The following is a 25,892-nucleotide window of genomic DNA, read 5'->3' on the forward strand; positions in this document are numbered from 1 at the left end:
GTCGGCAGCGTCAGATGTGTATAAGAGACAGTGATAAGGCAGAGGTCGCTGGTTCAAGTCCAGCTAGGCTCACCGAGATGCAAGCCGCCCCTGATAAGGTGAAATGCCTAGCCAGGGGCGGTTTTGTGTTTTGTGCGAGACGCCCTATAGGTGGGGAAGGTGGGGCATTCTAGGAAGAGTCGGACCTGGACCGGCTACCGTCCTGGCTACGTGTGTCGCTGCGTCGCTTGAGGCGTGACAGTACCCAATTCTCACACTCCTGTGGTGATGGGGTCGGTGAGAGAGCACTCGGTTTCTCCCTCCTGTGGGTGGTGAAGGGCACAATTGGGAGCGTGGAGTCGAGGCTCACGCAAGCACCGCATCGGCAAGGCTCACGTCCGCCACGCTATAGCCACAACTGAACCCACGCCGGTCATCCATCACCAAACGCGGCGACCAGGGATGGCTCTACATCGGAGTTGACGGCCGAGACCTCAAACTCGAAGTTATCGCCGTCGAAACACCTGAGGGTCTCGTAATCAACCACGTCATGACCGTCGCACTGAGAGGCACTGATATGCGAACAGCACCCGAGATCACCCTCGACACACCCATCTGGCCCATCTGGGCCGATGTTGATCTCGAAGCCGAAGACGTGCGTACCAACACCGGGCGAGGCTTGACGGATGAGGTCGCGGATGAGTTCGTCGAGGCAGCCACCGAGGCCCATGTCGTGGGAAGGCCGTCGCTGAGCTCCTCGGGCGCCCCATTCACCGTCGGTCACCGTCCGACTCCCAGGAGAGCTCAACGCCAAGCTCGACCGCGCTGCTGCCAGAACGGCGAAACGGCGCGCCCAGATCGTGCGCGAAGCCCTCGAGGCAATGCACGTGTGACCAGCACCGGGTGATCTGGCAGCAGTGTCCATGCTGCTCGTCCTGCTTCCGCTGTGCGCATTTCCCTCCTCAGACTCGCGGCGATGGTGGTGGCGACCACGAAATCGACGTGAACCTTGACCAAGCTCGGCCGCCCGGCATAGCGCGACGATGGCGACACCGATCGCGCCGGCTCTCATCATTCACAACATGCGCATACCAACGGCATGGGTTTGGTTCTAGTTGTTGAGTAGTGGTAAAATACGCTGCCCCATTCATCACCTAGGAGCCCCATCTGTATGACTACGTACCTGGCCGTCGCCATTGACCTTGTCGCGATCCTCGCGCTTGTCTTCGGCATCTACTACCCACGCCACCGCCGCGCCGACATGGCGCTCGCCTACCTCACCGTGAACCTCGGTGTGCTCGCCGTCGCGATCGCGTTGGCTTCGACGACGGTGGCTGCTGGCCTGGGGCTCGGCCTATTCGGCGTCCTATCGATCATCCGTCTGCGCTCCGAGGAGCTCACGCAGCGTGAGATCGCCTACTACTTCGCTTCGCTCGCAATCGGCCTCATCACCGGCCTCGGCTTCATCACCGTGGAGGGCCTGGTGCTCGTCGCGATGATTGTCGTCGCCATCGCCGTCCTTGACGGTGCCTGGCTGCAGCGCGGGGAGCGTCGGGTTATGGTGTTAGACAGGGCCCACACCGACCATCGCGAACTGCGCGAGCACGTCGCGGCCCTCTGCGACGGCGATGTACAGGAGATCGTCGTCGAAAAGGTAGACCTGGTGGCTGACTCCACTACGGTGCGCGTTCGGCTGGGCATCCCTACCGACAACGCCCGGCACGCCCACTCGGGGGCAATCCAATGACCACCACGACGATGACCGCCTTGGACTGGGCCGACGAGCTCGACCCCATCACCTTGGACGAGCTCAACGCGAGCGCCGAGCGCCTGGTGCGCGTCGACCGCAAATACCTCTTGCGCAGCGAGGAAGTGGGGCCGATCATCCGCCAGCTCCCCGGGGTTCGGGTGCTCGAGATCGATGGGCAGCGCGGCACCGACTACTCCTCCACCTACCTGGACACGGCAGGTCTCGAGGCGTACCACCTGGCGGGTCGGGGGCGTCGTCGGCGTTACAAGGTGCGCATCCGCCGGTACGCCGGAGGAGACGCATTTCTTGAGGTGAAGTGGCGCGACGGGCGGGGGCAAACCCATAAGCAACGCATCGTCCATCCAGGCACCTGGCCGCTCGATGGCGAGGCGCAGGACTTCGTCGTAGATACGCTTGCGGACGCCGGGATCCAAGCGCCGAAGATTGCAGACCTCGCACCCGTGCTTACCACCCGCTATCGACGTACCACCCTCCTGCTTCCTGACGAGGACGCCCGCGCGACGATCGACATCGGCCTCACATGCAAGTCAGGGCAGCAAAAGGCGGAATTCGACGAGTTTGCCGTCGTCGAGACCAAGGCAGGGCGACGGTTGACGTCACTCGATCTGCTCCTCCACCGCCACGGGCACCGCACCGCGCGCATGTCGAAGTACGGCGTCGGTCTGGCCGCCACCACGCCTGGGCTGCCGGCCACGAAGTGGCGCCGCACCCTGCGCCGTCTCCAGTCCAACCGCCACCGCTCCAGGCACACCTGGCATCCTGGCAAGCACTTCTAACGATGTTGCGCCGTCGCTCCACTCGCGAGACCCAGGCGACGATACTGTGCAATAGTGGCCAGCCCAGCCCGGCTACGCCAGCAGCGCGGTGACGAGGGTATGGCCGAGGTCGCCGTCGGGTACTTGCCACATCGACGCGGTGTCGGCGTCGATGAGGTAGAGCGCCTTGCCGAGCACCCACGTCTTGTTCGACGTACGCACGCCAGTATCGTCGGCCGCGAGCGAGTAGGTGAATACCGTCGCGCGTGGATCCGCGAGGTCGATGATCTCGGGCGGTAGATGTGGCATCTCGTAGAGGTGCGCGGCGAAGGTTTCTGGCGTCGACCGCATGCCCTCGGGAATTGAGGAAAGATCGACGGTGATCTGCTTCGCTTCGTCGACGTTCGTCGCACGCGGTTCGTGCCGCAGCGCGTCTTCGGGCGGGAGTACTCGTCGGATTGCCTGCCACGCCCGATGGGCGGGAGCGATGGCTACTTCCAACATCGGATGGAGTTTGTCGAGGGACTCCTCCCCATCCACATTCGCGACGGTGCCCCGGCTCGTGCATGACACCACCCACCCATCATGGACGAGCACCGTCGCGCTGAACACGACGTCGTCCTTGCGGCTGAGGAGTTCGCAGGCACGCGTCGATTTCTGGGCGACGGTGATCGCGCGGCCCCAGAGCTCGTCGATCTGATCGTCCGCGATGATGCCAGCAGCTTCCCAAAACGCGAGCTTGTCCTCATCCTCACGAGGGAAGACGCCATCGGTGATCTCTTCGACCGCGTCGGCCCACACCGTCGCCTCAATGAGGCCGACGTGCAAGGTAGGGTCTTCCGATTGGATCATCGTTGTCATAGCCATGTCCTCGCTCAGTTGGTCTCACGCCCGTATTTCACACGGTACGCCGTATCCACTTCACCGTTGTAGAAGCGGTCCAGATCGTTATCCATGGCCTGCTGCGCCCGCACATTCGGGGTGTTGGGCGGGTTCTGCATTGACGCCTGCTTCTGGAGCTTGTCGATGTTGTCGGCGTAGGTCTGTTGATCGTGCGTGTGAACAGGGGAAATGCTGCCTTCGTGCGGGAAGACGATGTTGTGCACGTTGCTCGGGGTGTCGGGCTGGATCCCGTTGCCAGGCTCCCAACGCGCCCCACCGAGGTCGGCTCGCGGCACCGGGTCCAACTCATTTTGGTAGTTGTACACCGGGATGTGCTCCGGCACCCCAAGAGTTTCGACGGGGGACCCTGCGCTGATGACGCCGCCGACGTCGTACTTCTCGGCGAATTCGCTGGACGCAGCAATGTTGCCGGCGATGATGCCGCCTTGCGAATGGCCGGAGAGCAGCACTTCGGGCTTCCCTCCGCTGATGCCCCGCATGGCTTGGTCTTTCTTGATGGCCTCGTCGATGGAGTTCATGATCGACTCCGTTGCGGCTGTGGAGCCGTAGCCCACGCCCTTCAGGTTCGCTGCCCAGTCGGTACCTGTCGGATTTCCGTTCCAGCCATCCAGCGTAGTCATTGACTCGGTGGTGCCCGGAATTGAGACGACGTATCGCACCTGCCCGTCGTCGCCCACAACCGGGGTGACCTGAATCTGTGCACGGTCGTTGGGGTCATCGCTGTCTTGCGTGTTGTAGACGTCCATCATGGGATCGATGACGTCGTTCACGCTGTCAAAGCGCTGTTTATCGACGAGGTGGTCTTGCACGTCGTCAGAGGAGGCCATCCAGGGGCGCCCGTCGTCGAAGAAATGCTGATCTTCATTCGTGAGGAAGTTGAACGGAATGCCCGCGAGCTGGCCGCCGAGGAAGAGCGCTGACCCAGCAACCTCAGCGAGCTGCGGAATCTCCCCCTTCTCGAAGAAGTCCCTCAGCCACTGTGGCTGAGTGCCCAACGTTTCGAAGAGACGCTGGATCGCAGGAGCGGTGTGGCCGAGCCGCTCCATGACATTGTCGACGACGCCCTTGCCCCATTCCCAGGCGTCCTCGATCTTGCCCTTGGCCCAGTCGAGACCATCCGCGATCTTGCCACGCAACCAGTCGATGCCACTGAGTGCCTTGTCCGCACCGGTTTGCAGCAGGTCGATGAGCCAGTCGCCACCCTGGGCGAACTTGTCGAGGATGTTGTTGCTGACGTCTGCGACCTTCAGCCGAGCCGCGAGCTCGAAGTCGGTGGCATTCAGCCGGGTCACCAGGCTCAGCACAGAACCTTGGATGCGCACCCGCTGGAACAGCCTCCGAGGGTCGACTTTCGACAGCCCCGACGCGCGGTCGCGCAGCCAGCCGCTGTCCTGAATCTCGTAATCCCAGCGCCGCGCCCTGTTCATGAGATTGTGCTGGGACTGCTGAATTTGGGTGAACGACTGAGCCGCGTCGCTCAGCGCGTTGGCGGCGGGAGGGATCCGGCGTGCATGAGAGCGCAGATTGGTGACCAGCTTGCGATGATTCGAATGCTGAGCCCGCTGCGCCTCACCGCGCCAGGGGCCCATGTCGATGTTCTCGTGCTCGCTGATTTGGGAGTCGAGCTGGCCCTTTACCTGATTCAGCGACGCTGCCCGCGCCTGCAAGATGCCTGGATTCACACGCAGGCCGTCTCCCCACCCGAGCATCAGATACCTCCAAAGAACGTTGTCGCGGCCCTGGCGTTGACCTCTTCTACTTTGCGATAGGCGACGGCCGTCTCGGTGAGGTTCTCCCCGTAGATTTCCAGCGCTTTCACCGCGGCGTCGGAAGCGTCTCGCCACCCGTTGGAGACGGAGGTGGCCACGCCGCCGCTCATACCGCCTGGGATGGCCCCGGCCACATCATTCATATGCATGTCGGCTAATACGCCGGCAATGTCTGTTGCAACCCCCGACGCCTTCTCGCCCGCGCGCTGTAGCACGGAGTATTCAACCTCGTAATCCATGGGAGATCCCTTCGTTCTGCCCAGCACTCTACGAAAGCAGGAGGGTCAGACAGGTGAGTACGTGTACTCGTCTTGGTGGGATCCGTGCGTCTTGGTTCGGCATTTGCGTGGGTGTGCTTGGCTGGAGGCATGACGACCCAAGTTGATTTCTGGTTCGATCCTTCTTGCCCCTGGGCCTGGATGGCCTCGCGATGGATGCTCGAGGTGAACAAGGTGCGCGACATCGACCTCACCTTCCATGTGATGAGCCTCGCTGTGCTCAATGAGGGCCGCGACCTCGACCCCGACTATCGCGCCCACATCGACAAAGCTTGGGTGCCCGCCCGCGCGAGCCTCCTCGTCGAGCAGCGCCATGGCTCCGAGAAGCTCGCTGAGTTCTACACCGCCGTCGGCACCCGCTTCCACCCAGGTGGAGACCGCAGCTTGGAGGCACTCAAAGCCGCACTCGACGAAGTCGGCGCTGACGAGGACATCTTCGAGATCGCCCAGACCGATGCGGTCGACGACGATCTTCGTCGCTCGCACCATGAGGGTGCGGACCCGGTGGGCGGCGAGGTTGGCACCCCCGTCATTCGCGTGAACGGCATGAGCCTGTTCGGCCCGGTCATCTCACCCGCGCCGAAGGGCGAGGCGGCCGGCGAACTCTTCGACGGGTTCGTCAAGGTGACGGCCTACCCCGGCTTCTTCGAACTGAAGCGAACCCGCACCGTCGGACCGATCTTCGACTGAGCCACACTGACGCCCGAGCGTGCTCAACTACCTGTCGATCTACGCTGACGGGCTCGCGTCCCTGTGCGGCCCAGGCGAGCACGCGCTAGCCCTACTCACGGTGCAGTACGCCCCGGGCGAAGAGCGCGTCGGGCCGCGAGAATCGTCGGTGACCTTCGACCCTCTGGGCGGCCTCTCCGTCTCGGCCTGGGAGGATGCTGTTGGCTTAACCCAGCAGCGCTTGGCGGAGCACGTCGAGACCGACTGACCCGAGGTCGAGAGCGCGACGGTGGAAGGCCTTCAAGCTGAACGCGTCGCCCTCGCGGGCGCGGACCTCGTCGCGGATTTGCTCCCACAGGCGCTGACCGATCTTGTACGACGGCGCCTGCCCCGGCCAGCCGAAGTAGCGGTTCAGCTCGAACCGCAGGAAGTTCTCCTCCATGCCGGTGTTGGCTTTGAGAAATTCCCAGGCGCGATCGTACGTCCAGGGGCCGCCGTCGGGATGCTCCAGGTTGCAGTGCACGCCGATATCGAGCACGACCCGGGCTGCGCGCAGGCGCTGACCGTCGAGCATGCCCATTAGGTCGCCGGGGTCGTCGAGGAAGCCGAGGTCTTGCATGAGGCGTTCGGCGTAGAGCGCCCAGCCCTCGCCGTGCCCGGATACCCAACACGCGCTGCGGCGCCACGTATTGAGCAGGTTGGAGCGGTAGGTGGTTTGCGCGAGCTGGAGGTGATGGCCCGGCACGCCCTCGTGGTAGACGGTGGTTTTCTCCATCCAGGTGGTGAAATCTTCGACGCCCTCCGGCACCGACCACCACATGCGGCCAGGGCGGGAGAAATCGTCGCTGGGGCCGGTGTAGTAGATGCCGCCGGTGGCCGTCGGGGCGATGCAGCATTCGAGTTCACGCACTGGACCGGGGATGTCGAACTGGACGTCGGCCAGGGCTTCGATGGCGGCGTCGGAGGTTTCCTGCATCCAGGCCTTGAGCGCGTCGGTGCCGTGGATTTTGCGGGCGGGGTCGGCGTCGAGCATGGCGATGGCGTCCGCAATCGAGGTGTCCGGCCCGCCGATGAGTGCGGCGGTGCGCTCCTGTTCGTCGACGATGCGCCGCAGCTCTTCCTGCCCCCAGGCGTAGGTTTCTTCGAGATCGATGACGGCGCCGAGCGAGCGCCTAGACAGCAGCTGGTAGCGCTCGCGCCCGACAGCGTCCGCGTCTTGGCCGGTAGGTTCCAGTGCGCGCAGCTCGTGGGCGAGGTGAGCGAAGGCGCGACGGGCTTCGTCGGCCGCGGAGCGCAGCTCGGCGCGGAATGCGTCGGGAAGCTCGCCCTCGGACGGTGCGGCGTTCTCGGCGAAGGTGGTCCAGAAACCGCCTTCGCGGGCGTAGTCAGCGCTTTGTTCGGCGGTGATGACGAACTGACGCTTTGCCGGACGCACCGTCGCTTCGCGCAGCGACGTGAGGTAGCCGTCGGCAGCGGCAGGCACGGCGCGCATGCGCGCGGCGATGGTTTCCCACTGTTCGACGGTGTCGGTGGCCATGAGGTCGAAGATGTCGCGCATCGCTTGCAGCGGGGAGGCGATGTTGTTGAGGTCGCCCAGGTCTTCGCCGGCGTCATGGAGTTCGACGGCGAGCCCCAGGCGCTCGTTCATGGCGGCGCGGGTGATGCGGTCGACGTCGTCCACGTCGGGGGTGTCGGCGATCCGGGCGAGGGTCTCGCGGGCCAGATCAGCGCGCGCGGCGTGTCCGGCGGGAGAGAAATCGTCGAGCTCGTGGTCGTGGCCAGGAATGCCGATCATCGTGGCGCCCATGGGGGAGAGTACGGCCATCTTGGCGACGTAGTCTTCCGCGATGGCGTCGAGTGCGGTTGGGGTGCGGTCAGTCATGCTCCCAACCTACCCGGCCGCCTCACGCGACTATCGAGTAGCGTCTGCCTCCATCCCGACCATCGAGTAGCGCCGAAGGCGCGTATCGAGATGCGGTGTGGTTTCGATACGCGAGCTTCGCTCGCTACTCAACCACCGGCTCGAGAACATCTCGACTGCACCACCTCGGACCGTCGAGTAGGCGGCGCAGGGCCGAATCGAGACGCATTTTCGCACCCATCTGTGGATAACTTCCGAAGTTGCTGCGCAGTGACCCCTACGCGTGGTTCACTTTGTGCCCTGGAGGAACAATCATGGTCAAACAACGACGTCTTGGCTTTGTGGTCATCAGTAGCCTGCTGCTCATTTCGGTGGCAGCCTGCCAATCAAGTCAGGCTGCCACCGAAGAACAGCCGACCCCCAGCGCCCCTACATCGATTCGAAGCGTGCCCAGCGCGAAAAGCTCATCCCCGTCCCCCTCGCCTTCGTCCTCGTCATCTTCGGAGTGGGTGACGTTTCCCCCGCCAGAGCCTGACGAATCCGCCGAGATCACCGCAATCCGCCAGGCGTGGGAGAGCCATGAATTGATGTTCGACAAGTTCGCGCGTGATCCCAAGCTCAAAGACATGAACGAACTCACGAAGCATGCTTCGGGAGACGTGGCGTTCTCCATCGTGCACTCGATTGGTCTTCTCCGCGATAGAAGGCTGGTCCGGGTCGGGTCATTAAAGTATTCAGATGTCGAAATAGAGCTATCAAATTCTGAGAAGGCTGACCCACGCACGGCGATGTTGTCTGTTTGTAAAGATTCAAGTGGCATCAGCTACGTCACGGAGAAGGACGGGAAGACCCCACCGAGCGAAGACGCACTAGATGTGCTGCCAAAGCTCAGAATGACTTGGATACTCGAGCAGCTCCCCGACAAGATATGGAGAGTGACTAGCAGTGACGGGGAGCAAGGATGCTGAACAAGATTGCCCTCTCGGTTCTCGCCATCGCGATTTTCAGCGGTCTGTTGACGATTGCCTCAGCCGACCCAGCACGAGTCTGCGACGTTGACGACAATTACCTCGGAGTCTGTCTGCGTCAGGGGGGTTCGTCGCCGGTGCCGGGTGGTGGGCGTGAGAATCCGGATCGGGGTCGGGGTAAGTCGGATGCTCCTGTGTGTCAGTTCCAAGGTAAACCGATTGCGTGTAGCAATAATCTTGGTTCTTGGGTGCCTCATCGTCAGATGTGGTGCAGTCCCGCGAAGCCTCCGCCACCTCCCACGCACACGGTGTGGCAAGGACACGACGGTGGTGTGGTGCATCGCTGTTATCGGCCCAAGGGTGTTGGGGTGCCGGATTCGGAAGCGATCCTTTTGGTGTGGCTTCCCGACGCTGTTGGTACCCCGCCTCCTGACCCCAAGCAGGCTGCGTGGGAGCTCGCCACCGAAGCAGGCTTCGATCCCATCACCCCAGGCACCACCCCAAAAAGCCTCGAGCAGTCACCCCGCGCGCTGGGTGCGGTCGGGATGCCGTTGTGGCTGTGGCCCGAGAAGCCGACGAAACACCAGATCGGCCCCGTGGTGGCTAGCAAGAGTGTCGATGGTTATACCATCTCCATCGTTGGGACAGTGACGTCGATCACTTGGGATCTTGGCGATGGTAGCAAACCGATCACGTGTACCAAGTGGAAGAAGCCCCACCCCCGCACCACGTTGATAACCACGCCGGTGACGTGCGGACGCCAAATCGGGTACGAGCGTCAAGGCCTCTATACCGTGACCGCTACCACGAACTGGAGCGTGGACTGGCAAGGCGTTGGGGAAAGCGGAACAATCCTGCTCAACACCACGGCACAAGCGACCCTCAAGATCGGGGAACTACAGGTGCTCAACACCAACCCACGCAGACGATGAAACGCAGCATTCATAGACCCCGTCAGAGAGAGACATAGCACGCCGAGACACGCCGTGGTTTCGATACGCCACTTCGTGGCTACTCAACCACCGAAAGCGACAGCCCAGCCCCCACCCGACCGTCGAGTAGCCCGCGGAACGGCCGATCGAGATGCCTCAACGGCCGCCACTCGCATAAGGAATGAGGGATTCCACCGTTTACGGTGGAATCCCTCATTCCTTATCAATAATGCGCTCTTCCAGCGGGGGCGATACGCCGCCTGCAGCCACTACCCAACCACCGGGCCCCGTCGGGTTTCGACACGTCCGCTGCGCGGGCGGCTCAACCGCCTGGTCTGGTCGAGTCCAAACCACCCCACCGGACACGCTAGAATGGCTAGCCGTTGACCTCGTAGCTCAGCTGGATAGAGCACCGCTCTCCTAAAGCGGGTGTCGTTGGTTCGAATCCAATCGGGGTCGCCAGCTTTCGCCGTCGCGCGGTATGCCGGGTCAGCGGTCCTCCAACTCGCTTCCTGCGGGGACGGATGCGGGGCTCGCGGGCTCCCACCAGGTGCCGCGCCACCGCGAGATGCCGCGCATGGCGTGGTAGATGCCGATTGCCGCGAACGACCCCAGCGCGATGCCCTCGAACTTCATCTCGCCCGCCATCCAGGTGAAGTTCGCGATCGCGATAATCATGGCGACGGCAGCGGTGTTGAGGTTGACGGGGTCGGAGAAGCTCACGCGGTTCTGCACCCAGATCCGCACTCCGAGCATGCCGATCATGCCGTACAACACCGTGGCGGCACCACCGAGCACACCCGCGGGGATCGTGTTGATAAGCTGCCCGAACTTCGGCAGCAGCGACAGAGCAATCGCCATCAGCGCCGCGACGATGTACGCCGCCGTCGAGTACACCTTTGTCGCCGCCATCACGCCGATGTTCTCCGCGTACGTGGTCGTACCGGAGCCGCTGCCGGAGCCGGCAAGCATCGTCGAAAAACCATCAGCGAACAGTGCCCGGCCGGTGACGTCGTCGAGGTCTTTACCTGTCATCGCAGACACCGACTTCACGTGGCCGATGTTCTCCGCGACGAGCACCAGCACCACCGGCACGAACAGGCCAAGCAGCGTCACGTCGAACGCCGGGGCGCGGAACTCCGGCAGCCCCACCCAGCCGGCCTGCGAGATCGCGGAGAAGTCCACCTCACCCCGGATCACCGCAGTCACGTATCCGACGAGCACCCCGATGAGGATCGAGAGTCGGCCGATGAGCCCGCGGAAAAAGACCGTGGTAAACAAAATCGCCCCGATTGTGACGATGGCCGTCACCGGGGCGATTTTGACGTTGTTCCACGCGGCTGGTGCGAGGTTGAAGCCAATGAGCGCGACTATCGAACCTGTCACCACCGGCGGCATCAGTTTGTCGATCCACCGGGCGCCAGCTATGTGGACGATTACGCCGATGATCGCTAGCGCCGCGCCAGTGGCGATGATGCCGCCCTGCGCGAGCGCGGCCTTGTGGGGGTCAAGCACCGCGCCAGGTTCAGCGACGTAGCCCGTCACCGCGCCGATGGGCGCGAGCAGCGCGAACGACGAGCCGAGGTAGCTCGGCAGTCGCCCTGCGGTGATGAGAATGAATAGAATCGTGCCGATGCCGGTGAAGAACAGCGTCGTCGCCGGGTTGAATCCTGTGATGAGTGGAACGAGGAACGTCGCACCGAACATCGCAACTACGTGCTGCGCACCGATGCCGATGGTCTGCGGCCAGGCGAGGCGCTCGTCGGGCTGCACCACCTCTCCAGTACTGATGTGCCGTCCGTCCCCATGTAAGCGCCAGCCAAAACCTGCCATGTGCCCTCCTCGGCTTGTAGACCGGGGAAAAGTGTAGGCGCCACACGCCTTCGGCGCGAATCGCGACACGACGAGGACCACAGAAAAAACGACCGTTATCCTCCACAGAAAGCTTTCAAACAGCCGTTTTCGGGGAATTCCGTCAGGCGTGGAGGATAACGGTCAATCGGCACGCAGGGCGTTACGTCAGCGAGCCGTAGGTGGATTTCACCTGCTCAAGAGCGCTCACGTACCCGGCACGTTCATACTGCGAAGCATCAACATCAGCAGGCACGGCGAGCATGCCGCGCGCCTGCTCCAACGTGAGCGAGTGCGCATCGAGCCAGGATTCCAGCCCTGCAACCAGCGTCGCCGCATACCCCGCGCCGTGGCGCACGAGCGCCGACGTCGTCATCACCACGTCCGCACCGGCCAGGATGTACTTCACCACATCCTCCGCCTCGTGAACGCCGGTGGTGGCGGCGAGCGAAGCCTTCACCTTGTCGCGCAGGATGGCAATCCACGTTCGCGGCAGCTTGGCCTCACCCGGCTGCGACAAGCTAATCCCCGACGTCACCTCCATCCGCTCAACATCAATATCCGGTTGCAGGAAGCGGTTGAACAGCACCAAACCATCAGCACCAGCCTCGTCGAGACGCAGGCACATGTTGCCCACCGACGAGAAGTACGGGCTGAGCTTCACCGCGACGGGGATACTCAAGCTCTCCTTCACCGCGGCGACAATTTCCAGATGCCGCTCCTCCACTTGTGCACCCGTGGCAGTGAGATCGCCCGGCACCAGGTAGATATTCAGCTCCAGTGCCGCTGCACCCGCGTCCTCCAGGCGCTTCGCGGTCTGCGTCCACGCGCCCAGCGACGAGCCATTCAGCGACGCGATCACCGGCACCTCCGACGCCTTCGCCGCGCCCTCGATGAGTTCGAGGTACTTGCGGGAGGGGTCGAACTCCTCCACCACCATCGACGGGAAGAACGACGTGGCTTCGCCGAACATGTCGTCGTATTCCTCGGCCTCGGCCGTCACACGCTCGGCCTCGCGCCGAAGCTGCTCCTCGAACAGGGAGTACACCACGACGGCCCCGACGCCCCCGTCACCCAGTTCACGGATTCCGTCGACGGTCTGGCTCAGCGGCCCCGCAGAGGCCACCACCGGGTTGCGGAGCTTCAGCCCCATGTAGTTGGTTTCGAGATTCATGAGCGTTCCCTCGTGTCTTCTGCGAAGTCTTCAGACTGCGCCTCGGCTAGCTGTTCGTATTCTCTCCACCGACGATCCACGTGCGCCTGGGCGAGTTCCAGCAGGCGCTCGGCCTCCTCGGGACGGGCCACCTTCAGCGCCTTGAACCGGATTTCCCGAGACTGGTAGTCCTCCAGCGTCACGCGCGGGCGCGGCGAATCGAGCAAGAACGGGTTGCCGCCCTGGTCGCGAATCACCGGGTTGTAACGCATGAGCGGCCAGTGGCCGGAGTTCACGGCCTTGTACTGCTGGTCGAGCCCGTTGCGCAGGTCGTAGCCGTGGGCGATGCAGTGGCTGTACGCGATGATGAGGCTGGGCCCGTCGTAGGCCTCCGCCTCGCGGAACGCCTTGAGTGTTTGCTGCGGGTCGGCACCCAGCGCCACCCTCGCGACGTACACCGTGCCGTAGGCGGTTGCCTGTAGCGCGAGGTCCTTCTTGTAGGTGGTCTTGCCACCGGAGGCAAACTTCGCGATGGCACCGAGCGGCGTCGACTTGGATGCCTGTCCGCCGGTGTTCGAGTACACCTCCGTGTCCAGCACGAGCACGTTGATGTTGCGCCCGGAGGCGAGCACGTGGTCGAGGCCGCCGGAGCCGATGTCGTAGGCCCACCCGTCGCCGCCGACGATCCACACGGAACGCCGCAGCAGGTGGTCGGCGACGCTCAGCAGGTCGCGCGCTTCGGGCCCATCCAGGTCGACGAGGATGTCCATCAGGCGCTCCACCCGCTCGCGCTGGGCCACCAGATCAGAGCTGTCGAGCTGCTCGTTGGCGAGGATCGCGTCGACGAGTTCGTCGTCGCCGATCTCGGGTCGCAGCTCCTCCAGGCGTGTGCGCGCCAGGTTGGCGTGCACGTCGGCGGCTAGCCGCATGCCGAGTCCGAACTCGGCGTTGTCCTCGAACAGCGAGTTCGACCAAGCCGGGCCGCGCCCATGAGCGTTCTTCGCCCACGGCGTGGTCGGCAGGTTACCGCCGTAGATGGACGAGCAGCCGGTGGCGTTAGCCACCATGAGGCGGTCGCCGAACAGCTGGGTCATGAGCTTCAGGTACGGCGTCTCGCCGCAGCCCGAGCAGGCGCCAGAGAACTCGAACAGCGGCTCCAGGAACTGGGTGCCGCGCACGGTGCCGAAGTCGACGCGCTCCCGGGCGTTCATGGGGATCTGCTCGAAGAACTTCACCGCCTCGCGCTCCGCGGTGCGGTCGAGCTTGGGTTCGAGGTTGATGGCGCGACGGTGTGGCTGGTCGATCGGTTTCACTGGGCACGCCTCGACGCACAGCCCGCAGCCGGTGCAGTCCTCGGCGTACACCTGGAGGGTGTAGTTCGTGTCCGGCAAACCGGCGGCGTTCAGCGGGGCGGTGAGGAACCCGTCGGGTGCCCCCTCGGCAGCCTCGCTGGGGTACGACTTCGCGCGGAGCACCGCGTGCGGGCACACGAACGCGCAGTTGCCGCACTGGATGCACGCCTCGTTGTCCCATACCGCGATGATGTCGGAGATGTTGCGCTTCTCGTACTTCGTCGTGCCCGACGGATACGAGCCGTCGACGGGCAGCGCGGAGACGGGAAGGCGTTCGCCCCGGTCGGCAAGCATTTCGGCGGTGACGGTGCGCACGAACTCGGGCGCGTCGTCGGGCACCGGCGCGAGCATGCTGTGCCCGGACGCGTCACCCGGCGTCACCTCGAACATGTGCTCCAGCGACGCGTCCACCGCGACGTGGTTCTTGCGCACGATCTCGGCGGATTTACGCATGTACGTCTTAGTGATGGAGTCTTTGATGGCCTTGATGGCCTCGTCGCGCGGCAGCACGCCGGAGATCGCAAAGAAACAGGTCTGCAAGATGGTGTTCGTGCGCGACCCGAGCCCGACGCTACGCGCGACGGTGCCCGCGTCGATGGCGTACACCTTGAGGCCGAGCTCCTTGATGCGCTCCTGCACCGGCTCCGGGAGATGGTCCCAGGTGGCGTCGCCGTGGGGCGAATTAATGAGGAACGTGGCGCCTGGCTTGGCGAATTGCAGCACGTCGACGCGCTCCAGGATCGACCAGTGGTGACAGCCGATGAAGCCGGCCTGCCCGACGAGGTACGGCGCCTGGATGGGGTTGGGACCGAACCTGAGGTGCGAGACGGTGCGCGAGCCGGACTTCTTCGAGTCGTAGACGAAGTAGCCCTGAGCGAAGGTGTTGTCGCGGTGCCCGAGAATCTTGATGGTGTTCTTGTTCGCGCCGACGGTGCCGTCGGAGCCCATGCCGTAAAAGACGGCGGCGAGCGTGTCGGGGTCGGAGAGGTCGAACGACGAGTCGTACTCCAGCGAGAGGTGGGTGACGTCGTCGTTGATACCGACGGTGAACCGCGGCTTCGGCTCATCCTTGGCCAGCTCGTCGAAGCATGCCTTCGCCATGGCGGGCGTGAACTCCTTGCTGGACAGGCCGTAGCGGCCGCCGATGATGCGCGGCAGCACCTCACGCTGGCCGCCCGCGACGGATTCCGCCAGCGCCGACGACACGTCGAGGAAGAGCGGCTCGCCGGCGGCGCCGGGCTCCTTCGTGCGGTCGAGCACGGCGACCTTGCGCACGGTGGCGGGGATGGCGTCGAGCAGCTGTTCGACGGGGAATGGGCGGTAGAGGCGGACGAACACCACGCCCACCTTTTCGCCGTTGGCGTTGAGGTGGTCAACCACGGGTAGGAGGGTTTCGTAGCCGGAGCCCATCACGACGACCACGCGTTCTGCGTCGTCAGCGCCGTGGTATTCGACGAGGTGGTATTGGCGTCCGGTGACGCCTGCCAGTTCGTCCATGGTGGCCTGCACAATGCCGGGCACCGCGTTGTAGAACGGGTTCGCGGTTTCGCGCGACTGGAAATACGTATCTGGGTTCTGCGCGGTGCCTCGGATGAACGGATGCGCCGGGCTGAGAGCGCGCTTGCGGTGCTCCAGTACGAGCTCGTTAGGCACGAAGGCGCGCAGCTCGTCGTCGGAGATCTTGGTGAGCGTGTTGAGCTCGTGCGAGGTGCGGAACCCGTCGAAGAAATGCACGAACGGCACCCGCGCCTCGAGCGTGGCGCGGTGCGCGATGGCGGCCATGTCATGCGCCTCCTGCACACTTGCGGAGCTCAGCATGGCGACGCCGGTTTGGCGCACGGCCATGACGTCCTGGTGATCACCGAAGATGCTGAGGCCCTGCGTGGCCAGGGAGCGCGCGGCGACGTGGAACACCGTCGACGTGAGCTCGCCCGCGATGCGGTACATGTTCGGGATCATCAGCAACAGGCCCTGCGAGGCCGTGAACGTCGTCGAGAGCGCACCGCCCTGGAGGGCGCCGTGCATCGTGCCGGCGGCGCCGCCTTCCGACTGCATCTCGATCACCGTCGGGACGGTGCCGTAGACGTTCTTACGGTTGCGCGCCGACCACTCGTCGGCGAGCTCCGCCATGGTTGACGACGGCGTGATGGGGTAGATGGAGCACAGTTCGCTCAGCCGATAGGCGACGTCGGCCGCCGCCTCATTGCCGTCGATGATTGCCTTGGTCATCAGTTGCTACCTTCCGGGATCATCTCGATCGCGTGCACGGGGCACTGTTCGTAACAGGTGGCGCATCCGGTGCATCGCTCGTAGTCAAAGCGGTATCGGTTGCCTGGTCCGAGCTTGATCACCGCATCTTCAGGGCAGGCTCCATAGCAGCCGTCGCACTCGAAACAGTTGCCGCAGCTCAAGCAGCGCTGAGCCTCGAACCGGGCTTCCTCCGCGGTCAGCGACTGCACCACTTCCTGGAAATCCGCGACGCGCTCGGCGGCGTCGGCTTCTTGCTGGGCGCGACGCTCGTGCCCGCCGAAGTACCACAGGTTCATGGAATCGAGGTGGACTATGGGGTGCTTGGGCGCCGGGTCGTGCACCTCCATGTTGAGCCAGGCGTCGATGCGCTTGGCGGCGCGCTTGCCGTGGCCGGTGCCGATGGTGACGGTGCGGTCGGAGGGCACCATGTCGCCGCCAGCGAAAATGCCGGGCACGGCGGTCATGAGCGTGTCCGGGTCGACGTCGACGACATCGTCGTGGAAGGCCATGCCGGGAATGTCGTGCAGGAACGCGGTGTCGGCGCGCTGGCCGAGCGCGAGGATCACGGTGTCGGCTTCCAACGTCTCGTACTTACCAGTACCGACGGCCTTACCGTTCTCGTCGAGTTCCATGATCTCGACGGTGACAGCCTCAGAGCCCATCTCCTTGATGGTGCGCAGCCAGTTCATCTTGACGCCCTCGCGTTCGGCGTCCAGGCGCTCCTCTTCGTGCGCCGGCATCTGCTCCTGGGTGCGCCGGTACACGACGACGGACTCCTCCGCGCCGAGGCGACGAGCGACGCGGGCGGCGTCCATGGCGGTGTTGCCGCCGCCGTAGATGGCCACGCGACGGCCGATCACCGGGCGCTCGCCCGAGGCCACGTCGCGCAGGAAGCTGACGGCGTCGACCATCTTGGAGGCATCCATGCTCGGAATGTCGACGCGCTTGGAGATGTGGGCGCCGACGGCGACGAAGACAGCGTCGAAGTTGCCCTCCTTCTGCGTGGCGAGGAGGTCTTTCACCGGGCTGTTTTGGTGAATGGTGACGCCGAACTTGATGAGGCGGTCGAGCTCCGCGTCGAGCACGTCGCGCGGCAAGCGGTACTCGGGAATGCCGTAGCGCATCATGCCGCCGGGCTTGTCGCCGGCGTCGAAAATCTCGACCTCGTGGCCCAGCCGGGTGAGGTGGTACGCGGCAGAGAGCCCCGACGGCCCGGAGCCCACCACCATGACGCGACGCCCAGAGCGGCGGGTCGGCGTCGGGAATTCCCAACCCTCAGCGATGGCGAGATCGCCGAGGTGGCGTTCGACGGAGCGGATGGAGACGGCAGTGTCGAGGTCGCCGCGGTTACAGGACACCTCGCAGGGGTGGTAGCAGACGCGGCCGTGGATGGCGGGGAACGGGTTGTCCTGGACGAGCTGTTGCCAGGCTTCCTTCACCTTGCCCGCCTTCACGAGCTGCAGGTATTCCTGAATGTTCTCCCCCGCCGGGCATGCGGCGTTGCACGGTGGCAGCAAGTCTTGGTAGACCGGTCGGCGGTCTCGCACCGGCCCAACCCGTCCTCGCGACGATGCAAGATCGGGAAGGATCGTCATGTCCTTACGGCGGTTCTCCATCAGTGCCTCCTACGACGCCATGTAGCAGCCACTGTAGACCCTCGACCCGCCTATGAACGAAGCGACCACCATTTTCTGACAGTGTGAAATTTGTTGCGGTTTTCCGCACCAAATTACACAGTACGTGGGGTGTCGTTCCCCCGCGCAGCGACGGTGACCGGCACCGCAGCGACGAAGCACCAAACCGGGGCACCCTCTCGAGGAGAGGATGCCCCGTCGGGTGGAGGGAGAGTTACGTCACTTCATCGCGGTGCCAGCGGAGCGGAGCGCCTCGCAAGCCTCGACGACGCGCTGGGCCATGCCGGCTTCCGCGGCCTTGCCCCACGAGCGCGGATCGTACATCTTCTTGTTGCCGACCTCACCGTCGATCTTCAGCATGCCGTCGTAGTTCTTGAACATGTGATCCACAACGGGGCGGCTGAAGGCGTACTGGGTGTCGGTGTCGATGTTCATCTTGATGACGCCGTAGTCGACCGCGTCGGAGATCTCCTGCGCGGTGGAGCCGGAGCCGCCGTGGAAGACGAGGTCGAACGGCTTGTCCTTGCCGTACTTCTCGCCACAGGCGTCCTGGATTTCCTTGAGGATCTCGGGGCGCAGCTTCACGAAGCCCGGCTTGTAGGCACCATGCACGTTGCCGAAGGTGAGGGCGGTGATGTAGCGGCCCTTTTCGCCGGTGCCGAGCACCTCGAGGGTGCGCATGCCGTCTTCAACGGTGGTGTACAGCTTTTCGTTGATCTCGCCGGTGACGCCGTCTTCCTCGCCGCCTACTGCGCCAACCTCGATCTCGAGGATGAGCTTGGCCTTCGACGTGCGGGTGAGCAGCTCGTCAGCGATCTGCAGGTTCTCTTCAACCTCGATGGCGGAGCCGTCCCACATGTGGGAGTTGAACAGGGGGTTCTCGCCGCGGTCGACGCGCTCTTGGGAGATGGCGATCAGCGGGTTGACGTACTTGTCCAGCTTTTCCTTCTGGCAGTGGTCGGTGTGCAGCGCGATGTTCACGGGGTAGTTCTTGGCGACCTCCTCGGCGTACTTCGCCAGTGCGACGGCGCCGGTGACCATGTCCTTGATCGTCGAGCCCGAAGCGTATTCGGCGCCGCCGGTGGAGACCTGGATGATGCCGTCGGAGCCAGCTTCAGCGAAGCCACGGATGGCTGCGTTGATCGTCTGCGAGGAGGTGATGTTGATGGCGGGGTAGGCGAAGGAACCGGCCTTCGCGCGGTCGATCATCTCGCCGTAAACTTCAGGGCTTGCAATGGGCATGGGGGCCTCTTTTCCTAGAACTAGCCGACTGTGTCATCCCCCAGCTTATCGCCCGGCGAAAGGCAGCGACAGGGTGGGCTCACGCAGTACGTTCGAGTTTGGCTGCGTCGAGGTGGTGCTCGCCGAGCGAGCAGGCGGTAATCATTGAATCCAGCACCGCCGGGCTCGCGTCGAGGAAACTGAGCGGCACTTCCACCGCGCGCTGGCCGTCGGCGTCGACGGCGATCCTGGGCCCCGCACCTCCCGAGCCTCCAACGACGGGGAGACGCTCAATCTTGGACCACGGCACCGCCACTCGTTTCGGCCACACGAAGGACAACCCCTCCGGGTCGATGTGGAAGGCGACGCCGTCGGGGATGCGCGTCAGGTCTTTCTTCGCGTTGCTGAGGCTGACGAGGCTCACCACGAGCCAAAACACGGAGCTGCCCACCCACAGCACGGCGCCGAGGACGATCCAGGGCGTCGGCCAGTCGGGGCGGAACCAGATCAGGATCACCGCGAGAATCACCGTCGAGATGGCGAACGTCAGCCAGCGCCACCGCAACGTGCGGCGTTGGCGCGCCACCCGCGACGACGTGGGGATCGGCGTGAGGTGCACCGAAAACCGTTCCTGCATGGGATTCACTCTAGTGCGACGAGGGCCTACGGGTGGGCCGACCACCGGCCCCCTTCTTCGCCGGTGCTCCTCGCTACCGGCTCATTCGTGGTGCAGGCGCCAGTGATACATGGCGATGGCGGCCGCGGCGCCGGCGTTCATGCTGCGCGTCGAGCCATACTGGGTGATCGCAACGAGCTTCTCGCAGCCGGCCACCATCTGATCGGTGAGCCCAGGGCCTTCGGAACCGAAAATCAGGCAGGTGTGCGTGGGCAACACGGTGGTCTCCAGCGGCACGGAGCCGGGCAGGTTGTCGACGCCCACCGGCGTGAGACCCGCGTCGCGGAGGAACGCGAAGAGGGCGGCCTCGTCTGGGTGGTGGTGGACGTGGAGGTAGCGGTCGGTGACCATCGCGCCGCGGCGGTTCCACCGTCGCTTCCCGACGATGTGCACGCCCGCGACGTTGAAGGCGTTAGCGGTGCGCACCATGGAGCCAATGTTGAAATCGTGTTCCCAGTTTTGGATGGCGACGTGCAGCGGTGCGCGATGGCGGTCGAGCTCTGCGACGATGGCCTCCACGCTCCAGTAACGGAACTCGTCGAGCACATTGCGACGGTCGCCCTCGGCGAGGAGGGTGGCGTCGAGGCGGGGGTCGTCGGGCCAGGGCTTAGGATGCGGGCCGACGCCGACGCTCGGCGCCGTGGGGTCATCGTCGGGGGTAGTCACGGGCTCAGCATACGGTGGCGGCGCCGGGTGGACGAAGAAGCGCAGTGTGCGGCGGGAGGCACAGGGTGCGGCAGATGGCAGTAGGGTTTTCCGCATGGTGAATTACGCGTTTACGATTGCGGGCTCCGAGGCGACGGGTGGCGCGGGAGCTCAGACCGACATCAAGACGTTCCACGAGCTGGGTACGTTCGCCGTTGCTGCGCTCACGTGCATCGTGTCGTTCGATCCGAAGAACAACTGGGGGCACCGCTTCGTGCCGGTGGATCCGCAGGTGATCCGCGACCAAATTGAGGCCATCACCGCCGTGCATCCTGTCGACACGGTGAAGATCGGCATGCTCGGCGCGCCGGACACCATCGACGCCGTGGCCGACGAGCTCGGCAAGCGCGAATGGCGCAACGTCGTGGTAGACCCGGTGCTGATCTGCAAGGAAGACACCGTCACCGCCGCGAAAGCCACCGACGACCTGCTGCGCGAGCGCATCCTCCCCCACGCCACCGTGCTCACCCCGAACGCCGTGGAGGCGGAGATTTTGTCGGGCATCAAGGTGACGGATCTGGCCTCCCTTAAAGAGGCCGCGAAGGCCATCCAGGAGGGCGGCGTGCCGTACGTCGTCGCGAAGGGTGGCGCGCTGCTGCCCGGCGACGACGCCGTCGATGTGCTGTACGACGGGGAGACGTTCACCGAGTACCGTGCCCCGAAGATCGGTGAACGCTACGTCACCGGCGCGGGCTGCACCCTGGCGGCGGCAATCACGGCTGAGCTCGCCAAGGGCGCAGCGGTGCCCGACGCCATGCAGACGGCCAAGGAGTTCGTGACGTTCGCGATTCAGCACCGCGTCCAGCCGCCGACACCGTTCGACGAGGTGCGCCAGCTGGGTTACCAGGAGTTCAAGCGCTCGGCTGGGTAGTGGCAGGCTGACCACCTCGATGATTGAGCAGCCACGCCCCCGTCACCTCGATGATTGAGCAGCACCCGCAGGGTGCGTATCGAAATCATCCCCCGGGGTTTCGATACGCGGGCTATGCCCGCTACTCAACCACCGGGCGGGGCGCCCCCGACCGTCGAGTAGGCCCGAAGGGCCGTATCGAGGCGCAGCACACATAAGGAATGAGGGATTCCACCGAAAACGGTGGAATCCCTCATTCCTTCTTCGACGATGCCGTCACTGCCCATCGGCTGCGGGGGCCTGACGTGACAACGCCCGATCTGCGACGACGAGCGCCGCGACGATGCCGACACCCACCAGGGCCAGCCCCCCAACGACCACAGCATCGTTGCCCGGCGAGAGCAAGCCACCGTCGGCACTCTGCCACGGCCACAACGCGCGCAGCGAACCGAGCAGCAAGCCCGACATCGCCACCATCGTCGCGGTGTGGTGATGCTCCAGCAGCCAATGCAGCGCGCGAATAAACAATGCGAGGCCGGTGAGGGCGCCGAGCCCGAAGACGGCGATGTAGCCGAGGTCGCGGGCGTGGATGGCGTTCATAGTAGGCGCATACAACCCCACCACTAGCAGGAAGAACGAGCCCGATACCCCCGGCAGCGCCAGCGCGCACACCGCCACTGCGGCAGCACAGAACACCATCCACTTGGGCGGCTGCTGCACCACCGCCCCCGCACCGGATGAAGTGAGAAGAAAGGCCGCGACGGCGACCGCGACGAACACCAGCGCGTACATCCACAGGTGCCCCCTCCGCACGCTGCTGCGGTCGATCATGAGCAGGGGAACCACCACCGACGCCGCCACCATGCCAATGAATAGGCCGCGGGATAGCGTCGGGGTATTCGTCACGAACGCCGCCATCACCCCCGCGAGTGAGAGCACCATCGCCGCCATGCCGATGGCCATGGGGATGAGCAGCCACCAGTCCACCCGTTTGCACTCCTCGACGAACCCCTTGCGACGCTCAGGCCCCACGATGAGCGACTTCACCGCGCTAATGAGGTGGTTGCCGGAAGTGAGCACGCGCTCGTAGACGCCGGTGATGAGCGCGATCGTGCCGCCAGAGACTCCCGGGATGAGCTCGGCCAACCCAATGAGACCACCGCGCACGGCGTTGTAGATGATGCCGCCCACCGATGGGCGAGGGAGTTCGTCGGTGTTGCTCATGGGCGCCTTTCGTCGGAACATGATTCCGCCCCGTACCGTGCGGCACGGGGCGGACGGAAGCTAGGGGCGGTGTTATTTGTCGAAGCTCACGCGCGGGGCCTCGCGTACCGTCGGATCCTGAATCTCGAAGTACGTTGCCTTCTCGAACTTGCCGGCATTGGCGACGATGCTGCTGGGCACCGACTCGATGCGGGTGTTGTAGTCGCGCACATTTGCGTTGTAGAAGCGACGGCTGTTCGCGATGCGGTCTTCGGTGTCGGCCAACTGGCGCTGGAGCTGCATGAAGTTCTGGTTTGCCTTGATCTCGGGGTAGGCCTCAACCGTGACCAGCAGGTTGCGCACCTCTTGGCTCAGCTTCGACTCCGCCTGAGCGCGCTCCTCCGACGGCCCGTGGCCCGCCGCGTTTGCGGCCGCGTACGCCTGGTTGCGGTGCTGGATCACCGACTCCAGCGTGGAACGTTCGTGCGTCGCGTACCCCTTCACCGTCTCGACCAGGTTAGGGATGAGATCGTAGCGACGGGACAGCTCGACGTCGATCTGCCGCCACGATTCCTGAATGGTATTGCGCCCGCGCACAAGGCTGTTGTGCGTGGAGACCCACCAGATGACGACGACGATGGCCAAGATAACGATGAGGGCAAGGATGCCGAGCAGAATTTGGGTAAGGGATTCCACGGATCTCTCCTTCAGTGGCTGTACGTTTCTAGCGTACCAGCGGGACGGTTCGTCGTTGCTGTGTCGGCGGGTGGTGTTGGTTTCACACTCCCCGATCGTCGAGGTGCGGCGCCGGGAGCGCCGGGCTCGATGATTGAGCCGCGGGTGCAGCCCATGTCGACGGTTGAGCCGGCCCGAAGGGCCGAGTCGAAACCCTGCAACGGATGTGGTTTCGATACGCGGCTGCGTCGCTACTCAACCACCAGGCGGGGTGTGACCCGGCGCTACTCAACCACCGGCCGCGGTAGAGGGACACTTCCCCCGACCGTCGAGTAGCGGCGAAGCCGCGTATCGAGACGTACCGACAGAAACAACTTCACAATCCGTACGCAGATTGACCAAACACCCCTACATCGGGCCCTTCATCTCATCTGCGTACGGATTATGAAGTTCGACGACGGGTGATCACTTGACAAAACCCATAGATAGGGTCGATACGCGGCTTCGCCGCTACTCAATCACCGGGGTCTGCAAGCGATGATCGGGCCGCCGAGGGGGGCAAGTCGAAATCATCCAGCACAAAAACTGCAAAACTCGCCAACAGTTGAGAGCCTCACGCTTGGGTGAGCGGGGAGGGCTGCGTCTGATGGCGAGTTTTGCAGTTTTCTCGGCGGACCCCGCATCTCGATGCACCCGCTCAGCGGGTTCCTCGACGCCCAGAGTCCGTAACCACCGGGCGCGGCTGGCCCGTGAGGTTCACCGGCGCTCCTCGCGGGTGAGCACAGCAAACGCGACGGAGCGATCGTCGGTGGGAATGAGGTCTTGGTCGGTGGTGAGAGTGAGCCAAGGTTGCTGCGGTGGCTCGTCTTGGCCGGGCACCGCCTCGAGCACCCACGAATCTTCGCGTCGCACGGTGAGATCGTTCGGCGCCACGCGCACCTCATAGGTATAGCGCGCGAGGCTCGTCTCCACGATGACCTCGTCGCCGCTCACCAGATGCTGCAACAACGCGAAGGGTTTGCCGTCGGTGGTGTGATGCCCGGCGATGGCCATGTTGCCGACTTCCCCGGGGAGGTTCGTCGTCGGGTACCAGCCCACACCGCGGCGTAGGTCGTCGGGTGTGGTGCCGGCGATGATGGCGGTGCGGAGGTGGAGTTTGGGAATCTCCAGCACCCAGGTGGGCTCGCCGACGGTGGGCGGGGGCAGCTCAGCCTCGGATTGCGCCTTGTCGGGGCGCTGCACGACGGCGGACTCGGCCTGCTTGAGCGCGTCCGCCGTCGGACCTTTGGCGGCCACATTCGTGCCGACGAATAACCACAGCGCCCAGCCCGCGACCGCGAGCACCGCGACGAGAACCAGGGCGCCCAGCGTCAGCAGCACCTTGCTGGGGGTGATCCCGCGCTTCATCTCATCGGCCATGGGCCTATTGTGGCGCACTCCCGCCTGGCCCCGGCGGCGCTAAAACCAGAGTTTCGAGTGAATAGGCTCGGGCGAGGGCAGCGAGTCGTCGTCGACGAAAGGGGCCGCGCCGCCGGGCCAGGCGGCCGCTTCCTTGCCGAACAGCCAGCGGTACCCTGCCGGTAGGCCGGCGGATGCGCGGACGATACCGCGAAGGTCTGGCTGTTCGAGGGTGCCGACGAACAGCAGGTTTCCGAACCGTCGCCCCTTGTGAACCGCAGGTTCGGCGCCGACGAGGAAGTGGCGCCACCGCCGTTTCATGCCCGCCGCGACGCGCTTCGCCCAGGTGAAGGGGGAGCGGTCGGTGCAGTTCAGGATGACCACAGCTTCGCCGCGGGTGACCCGTCGGATTTGATCGAACGCCTCCGACGTAACCAGCTCCGACGGCACTTGGGCGCCGTTGAAGGCGTCGACGATCACCACGTCGGCCCACCCATCGGGCATGGCCTGCAACCCGGTGCGCCCATCGACGTCGCGCACCTTGATGCCGGAGCGTTTCGGCAGTGGAGTTTTCCGGCGGACTTCCTCGGTGAGCTCGACGTTGGGTTCGCACACCACCTGCGCGGTGTGCGGGCGGCGCCACGCGACCCAGCGCGGAATGGTGAGGCCACCACCACCCATGTGGACAATGCGGAGGCGTTCGGTTTCGGGGGAGCGCAGCGCGGTGTGGTCGAGGATGAGGGCGATCTGCTGGACGTATTCGAACACGAGAAAGTCGGGGCGTGACGGGTCAACCCACGACTGCTGGGTGGGCCCGAACATCACACGAAACGCGCCCGGCACGGCGTCGTCGGGAAGCAGATACGGCACCCCGTGAGCCTACCCGGAACCTGCGCGCGGCGTCCGGCGTCGTCGGGTGGGTTAGGGTGGGGATCCCCGCCTAGACAGGTGCAACCTGTGCGGCGGGGCAGCGTTCAGAAGCTGGCGAGCACGCGTCGCACCACAGCCGCCGGGTCGGGCGCGTCCATGACCGCCCTGA

Annotated in this window: 22 protein-coding genes, 1 tRNA gene and 1 pseudogene; 9 read left to right on the top strand and 15 right to left on the bottom strand. The window is 64.5% G+C overall.

The features are described from left to right. Nucleotides 1-658 precede the first annotated feature (658 nt). The 3 genes and pseudogenes from Q0X61_RS07840 (at nucleotide 659) to Q0X61_RS07850 (ending at nucleotide 2,526) form a co-directional block, all read left to right on the top strand. Nucleotides 659-872: pseudogene (locus tag Q0X61_RS07840) on the top strand (CopG family transcriptional regulator). 278 nt (nucleotides 873-1,150) lie between these two features. Further along, a complete protein-coding gene (locus Q0X61_RS07845; protein WP_297741992.1) occupies nucleotides 1,151-1,726 on the top strand; it encodes a DUF4956 domain-containing protein in 576 nt (191 codons plus the stop codon). After that, nucleotides 1,723-2,526, top strand: coding sequence for a VTC domain-containing protein (locus Q0X61_RS07850; RefSeq protein WP_297741994.1), 804 nt, complete (start codon nucleotides 1,723-1,725; stop codon nucleotides 2,524-2,526). Before Q0X61_RS07845 ends, Q0X61_RS07850 begins: the two co-directional genes overlap by 4 nt. Nucleotides 2,527-2,598: 72 nt before the next feature. Here Q0X61_RS07850 and Q0X61_RS07855 read toward each other — a convergent pair whose 3' ends face one another. From Q0X61_RS07855 to Q0X61_RS07865, 3 genes are read right to left on the bottom strand one after another with little or no spacing between them, the layout of a single operon-like run. After that, nucleotides 2,599-3,366, bottom strand: a complete 768-nt coding sequence (locus Q0X61_RS07855) for a hypothetical protein (RefSeq protein ID WP_297741995.1) — start codon at nucleotides 3,364-3,366, stop codon at nucleotides 2,599-2,601. Nucleotides 3,367-3,380: 14 nt separating this feature from the next. After that, nucleotides 3,381-5,117 (bottom strand): hypothetical protein, encoded by a 1,737-nt coding sequence (locus Q0X61_RS07860; protein WP_297741996.1) that lies wholly within the window; start codon nucleotides 5,115-5,117, stop codon nucleotides 3,381-3,383. Continuing rightward, nucleotides 5,117-5,416, bottom strand: a complete 300-nt coding sequence (locus Q0X61_RS07865) for a hypothetical protein (RefSeq protein ID WP_297741997.1) — start codon at nucleotides 5,414-5,416, stop codon at nucleotides 5,117-5,119. The genes Q0X61_RS07860 and Q0X61_RS07865 overlap by 1 nt, the downstream gene beginning before the upstream one ends. A gap of 129 nt (nucleotides 5,417-5,545) precedes the next feature. Between Q0X61_RS07865 and Q0X61_RS07870 the strand changes: the two genes are divergently transcribed. Continuing rightward, a complete protein-coding gene (locus Q0X61_RS07870) occupies nucleotides 5,546-6,145 on the top strand; it encodes a DsbA family protein (RefSeq protein WP_297741998.1) in 600 nt (199 codons plus the stop codon). A 19-nt stretch (nucleotides 6,146-6,164) separates the two neighbouring features. Beyond that, nucleotides 6,165-6,392, top strand: a complete 228-nt coding sequence (locus tag Q0X61_RS07875) for a hypothetical protein (RefSeq protein WP_297741999.1) — start codon at nucleotides 6,165-6,167, stop codon at nucleotides 6,390-6,392. On the opposite strand, the gene Q0X61_RS07880 is transcribed toward Q0X61_RS07875, so the two are convergent. After that, nucleotides 6,351-8,006 carry a DUF885 domain-containing protein gene (locus Q0X61_RS07880; RefSeq protein ID WP_297742000.1) on the bottom strand — a complete coding sequence of 552 codons (1,656 nt, stop codon included), beginning with the start codon at nucleotides 8,004-8,006 and terminating at the stop codon, nucleotides 6,351-6,353. The two genes, Q0X61_RS07875 and Q0X61_RS07880, sit on opposite strands and share 42 nt — an antisense overlap. A 293-nt stretch (nucleotides 8,007-8,299) precedes the next feature. On the opposite strand from Q0X61_RS07880, the gene Q0X61_RS07885 reads away from it, so the two are divergent. From Q0X61_RS07885 to Q0X61_RS07895, 3 genes are all read left to right on the top strand, one after another. Beyond that, nucleotides 8,300-8,953, top strand: a complete 654-nt coding sequence (locus Q0X61_RS07885) for a hypothetical protein (RefSeq protein ID WP_297742001.1) — start codon at nucleotides 8,300-8,302, stop codon at nucleotides 8,951-8,953. Nucleotides 8,954-9,321: 368 nt separating this feature from the next. After that, entirely contained in the window at nucleotides 9,322-9,885 is a 564-nt protein-coding gene (locus Q0X61_RS07890; protein WP_297742002.1) for a hypothetical protein, read from the top strand. A gap of 385 nt (nucleotides 9,886-10,270) precedes the next feature. After that, nucleotides 10,271-10,347, top strand: a tRNA-Arg gene (locus Q0X61_RS07895). 27 nt (nucleotides 10,348-10,374) lie between these two features. Here the strand turns inward: Q0X61_RS07895 and Q0X61_RS07900 are convergent. The 7 genes from Q0X61_RS07900 to Q0X61_RS07930 form a co-directional block, all read right to left on the bottom strand. Further along, the gene (locus tag Q0X61_RS07900; RefSeq protein WP_297742003.1) at nucleotides 10,375-11,718 is read right to left on the bottom strand and encodes a uracil-xanthine permease family protein; all 1,344 of its coding nucleotides are present in this window, start codon (nucleotides 11,716-11,718) and stop codon (nucleotides 10,375-10,377) included. 181 nt (nucleotides 11,719-11,899) lie between these two features. Further along, the gene (locus tag Q0X61_RS07905; protein ID WP_297742004.1) at nucleotides 11,900-12,910 is read right to left on the bottom strand and encodes a dihydroorotate dehydrogenase-like protein; all 1,011 of its coding nucleotides are present in this window, start codon (nucleotides 12,908-12,910) and stop codon (nucleotides 11,900-11,902) included. Then, nucleotides 12,907-16,470 carry a pyruvate:ferredoxin (flavodoxin) oxidoreductase gene (gene nifJ / locus Q0X61_RS07910; RefSeq protein WP_297742005.1) on the bottom strand — a complete coding sequence of 1,188 codons (3,564 nt, stop codon included), beginning with the start codon at nucleotides 16,468-16,470 and terminating at the stop codon, nucleotides 12,907-12,909. The genes Q0X61_RS07905 and nifJ overlap by 4 nt, the downstream gene beginning before the upstream one ends. Then, nucleotides 16,470-18,107 carry an NAD(P)-binding protein gene (locus Q0X61_RS07915; protein WP_297742006.1) on the bottom strand — a complete coding sequence of 546 codons (1,638 nt, stop codon included), beginning with the start codon at nucleotides 18,105-18,107 and terminating at the stop codon, nucleotides 16,470-16,472. Before Q0X61_RS07915 ends, nifJ begins: the two co-directional genes overlap by 1 nt. 237 nt (nucleotides 18,108-18,344) lie before the next feature. Further along, nucleotides 18,345-19,367, bottom strand: coding sequence for a class II fructose-bisphosphate aldolase (gene fbaA / locus Q0X61_RS07920; protein WP_297742007.1), 1,023 nt, complete (start codon nucleotides 19,365-19,367; stop codon nucleotides 18,345-18,347). A 79-nt stretch (nucleotides 19,368-19,446) separates the two neighbouring features. Beyond that, nucleotides 19,447-19,983, bottom strand: a complete 537-nt coding sequence (locus tag Q0X61_RS07925; protein ID WP_297742008.1) for a hypothetical protein — start codon at nucleotides 19,981-19,983, stop codon at nucleotides 19,447-19,449. An 81-nt stretch (nucleotides 19,984-20,064) separates the two neighbouring features. Then, on the bottom strand, nucleotides 20,065-20,688 hold the full coding sequence (locus tag Q0X61_RS07930; protein ID WP_297742009.1) for a TrmH family RNA methyltransferase: 624 nt from the start codon (nucleotides 20,686-20,688) through the stop codon (nucleotides 20,065-20,067). A gap of 94 nt (nucleotides 20,689-20,782) precedes the next feature. Here Q0X61_RS07930 and thiD point away from each other — a divergent pair, with 94 nt between their 5' ends. After that, complete coding sequence (gene thiD, locus Q0X61_RS07935; protein ID WP_297742010.1) at nucleotides 20,783-21,598, top strand: bifunctional hydroxymethylpyrimidine kinase/phosphomethylpyrimidine kinase; 816 nt, start codon at nucleotides 20,783-20,785, stop codon at nucleotides 21,596-21,598. A 255-nt stretch (nucleotides 21,599-21,853) separates the two neighbouring features. Here the strand turns inward: thiD and Q0X61_RS07940 are convergent, their stop codons facing one another. The 4 genes from Q0X61_RS07940 to Q0X61_RS07955 all read right to left on the bottom strand — a co-directional run bounded on the left by Q0X61_RS07940 (nucleotide 21,854) and on the right by Q0X61_RS07955 (nucleotide 25,723). Then, complete coding sequence (locus Q0X61_RS07940; RefSeq protein ID WP_297742011.1) at nucleotides 21,854-22,801, bottom strand: DUF368 domain-containing protein; 948 nt, start codon at nucleotides 22,799-22,801, stop codon at nucleotides 21,854-21,856. A 72-nt stretch (nucleotides 22,802-22,873) separates the two neighbouring features. Beyond that, nucleotides 22,874-23,476: a LemA family protein gene (locus Q0X61_RS07945; protein WP_297742012.1), complete on the bottom strand. Its 603-nt coding sequence runs from the start codon at nucleotides 23,474-23,476 to the stop codon at nucleotides 22,874-22,876. Between the two features lie 735 nt (nucleotides 23,477-24,211). Continuing rightward, entirely contained in the window at nucleotides 24,212-24,874 is a 663-nt protein-coding gene (locus tag Q0X61_RS07950) for a class E sortase (protein ID WP_297742013.1), read from the bottom strand. A gap of 39 nt (nucleotides 24,875-24,913) precedes the next feature. Continuing rightward, nucleotides 24,914-25,723 (bottom strand): spermidine synthase, encoded by an 810-nt coding sequence (locus tag Q0X61_RS07955; protein WP_297742014.1) that lies wholly within the window; start codon nucleotides 25,721-25,723, stop codon nucleotides 24,914-24,916. Nucleotides 25,724-25,892 lie beyond the last annotated feature (169 nt).

It is taken from the genome of uncultured Tessaracoccus sp. (genome assembly GCF_947255005.1).
In the GTDB taxonomy this organism is placed as follows: domain Bacteria; phylum Actinomycetota; class Actinomycetes; order Propionibacteriales; family Propionibacteriaceae; genus Arachnia.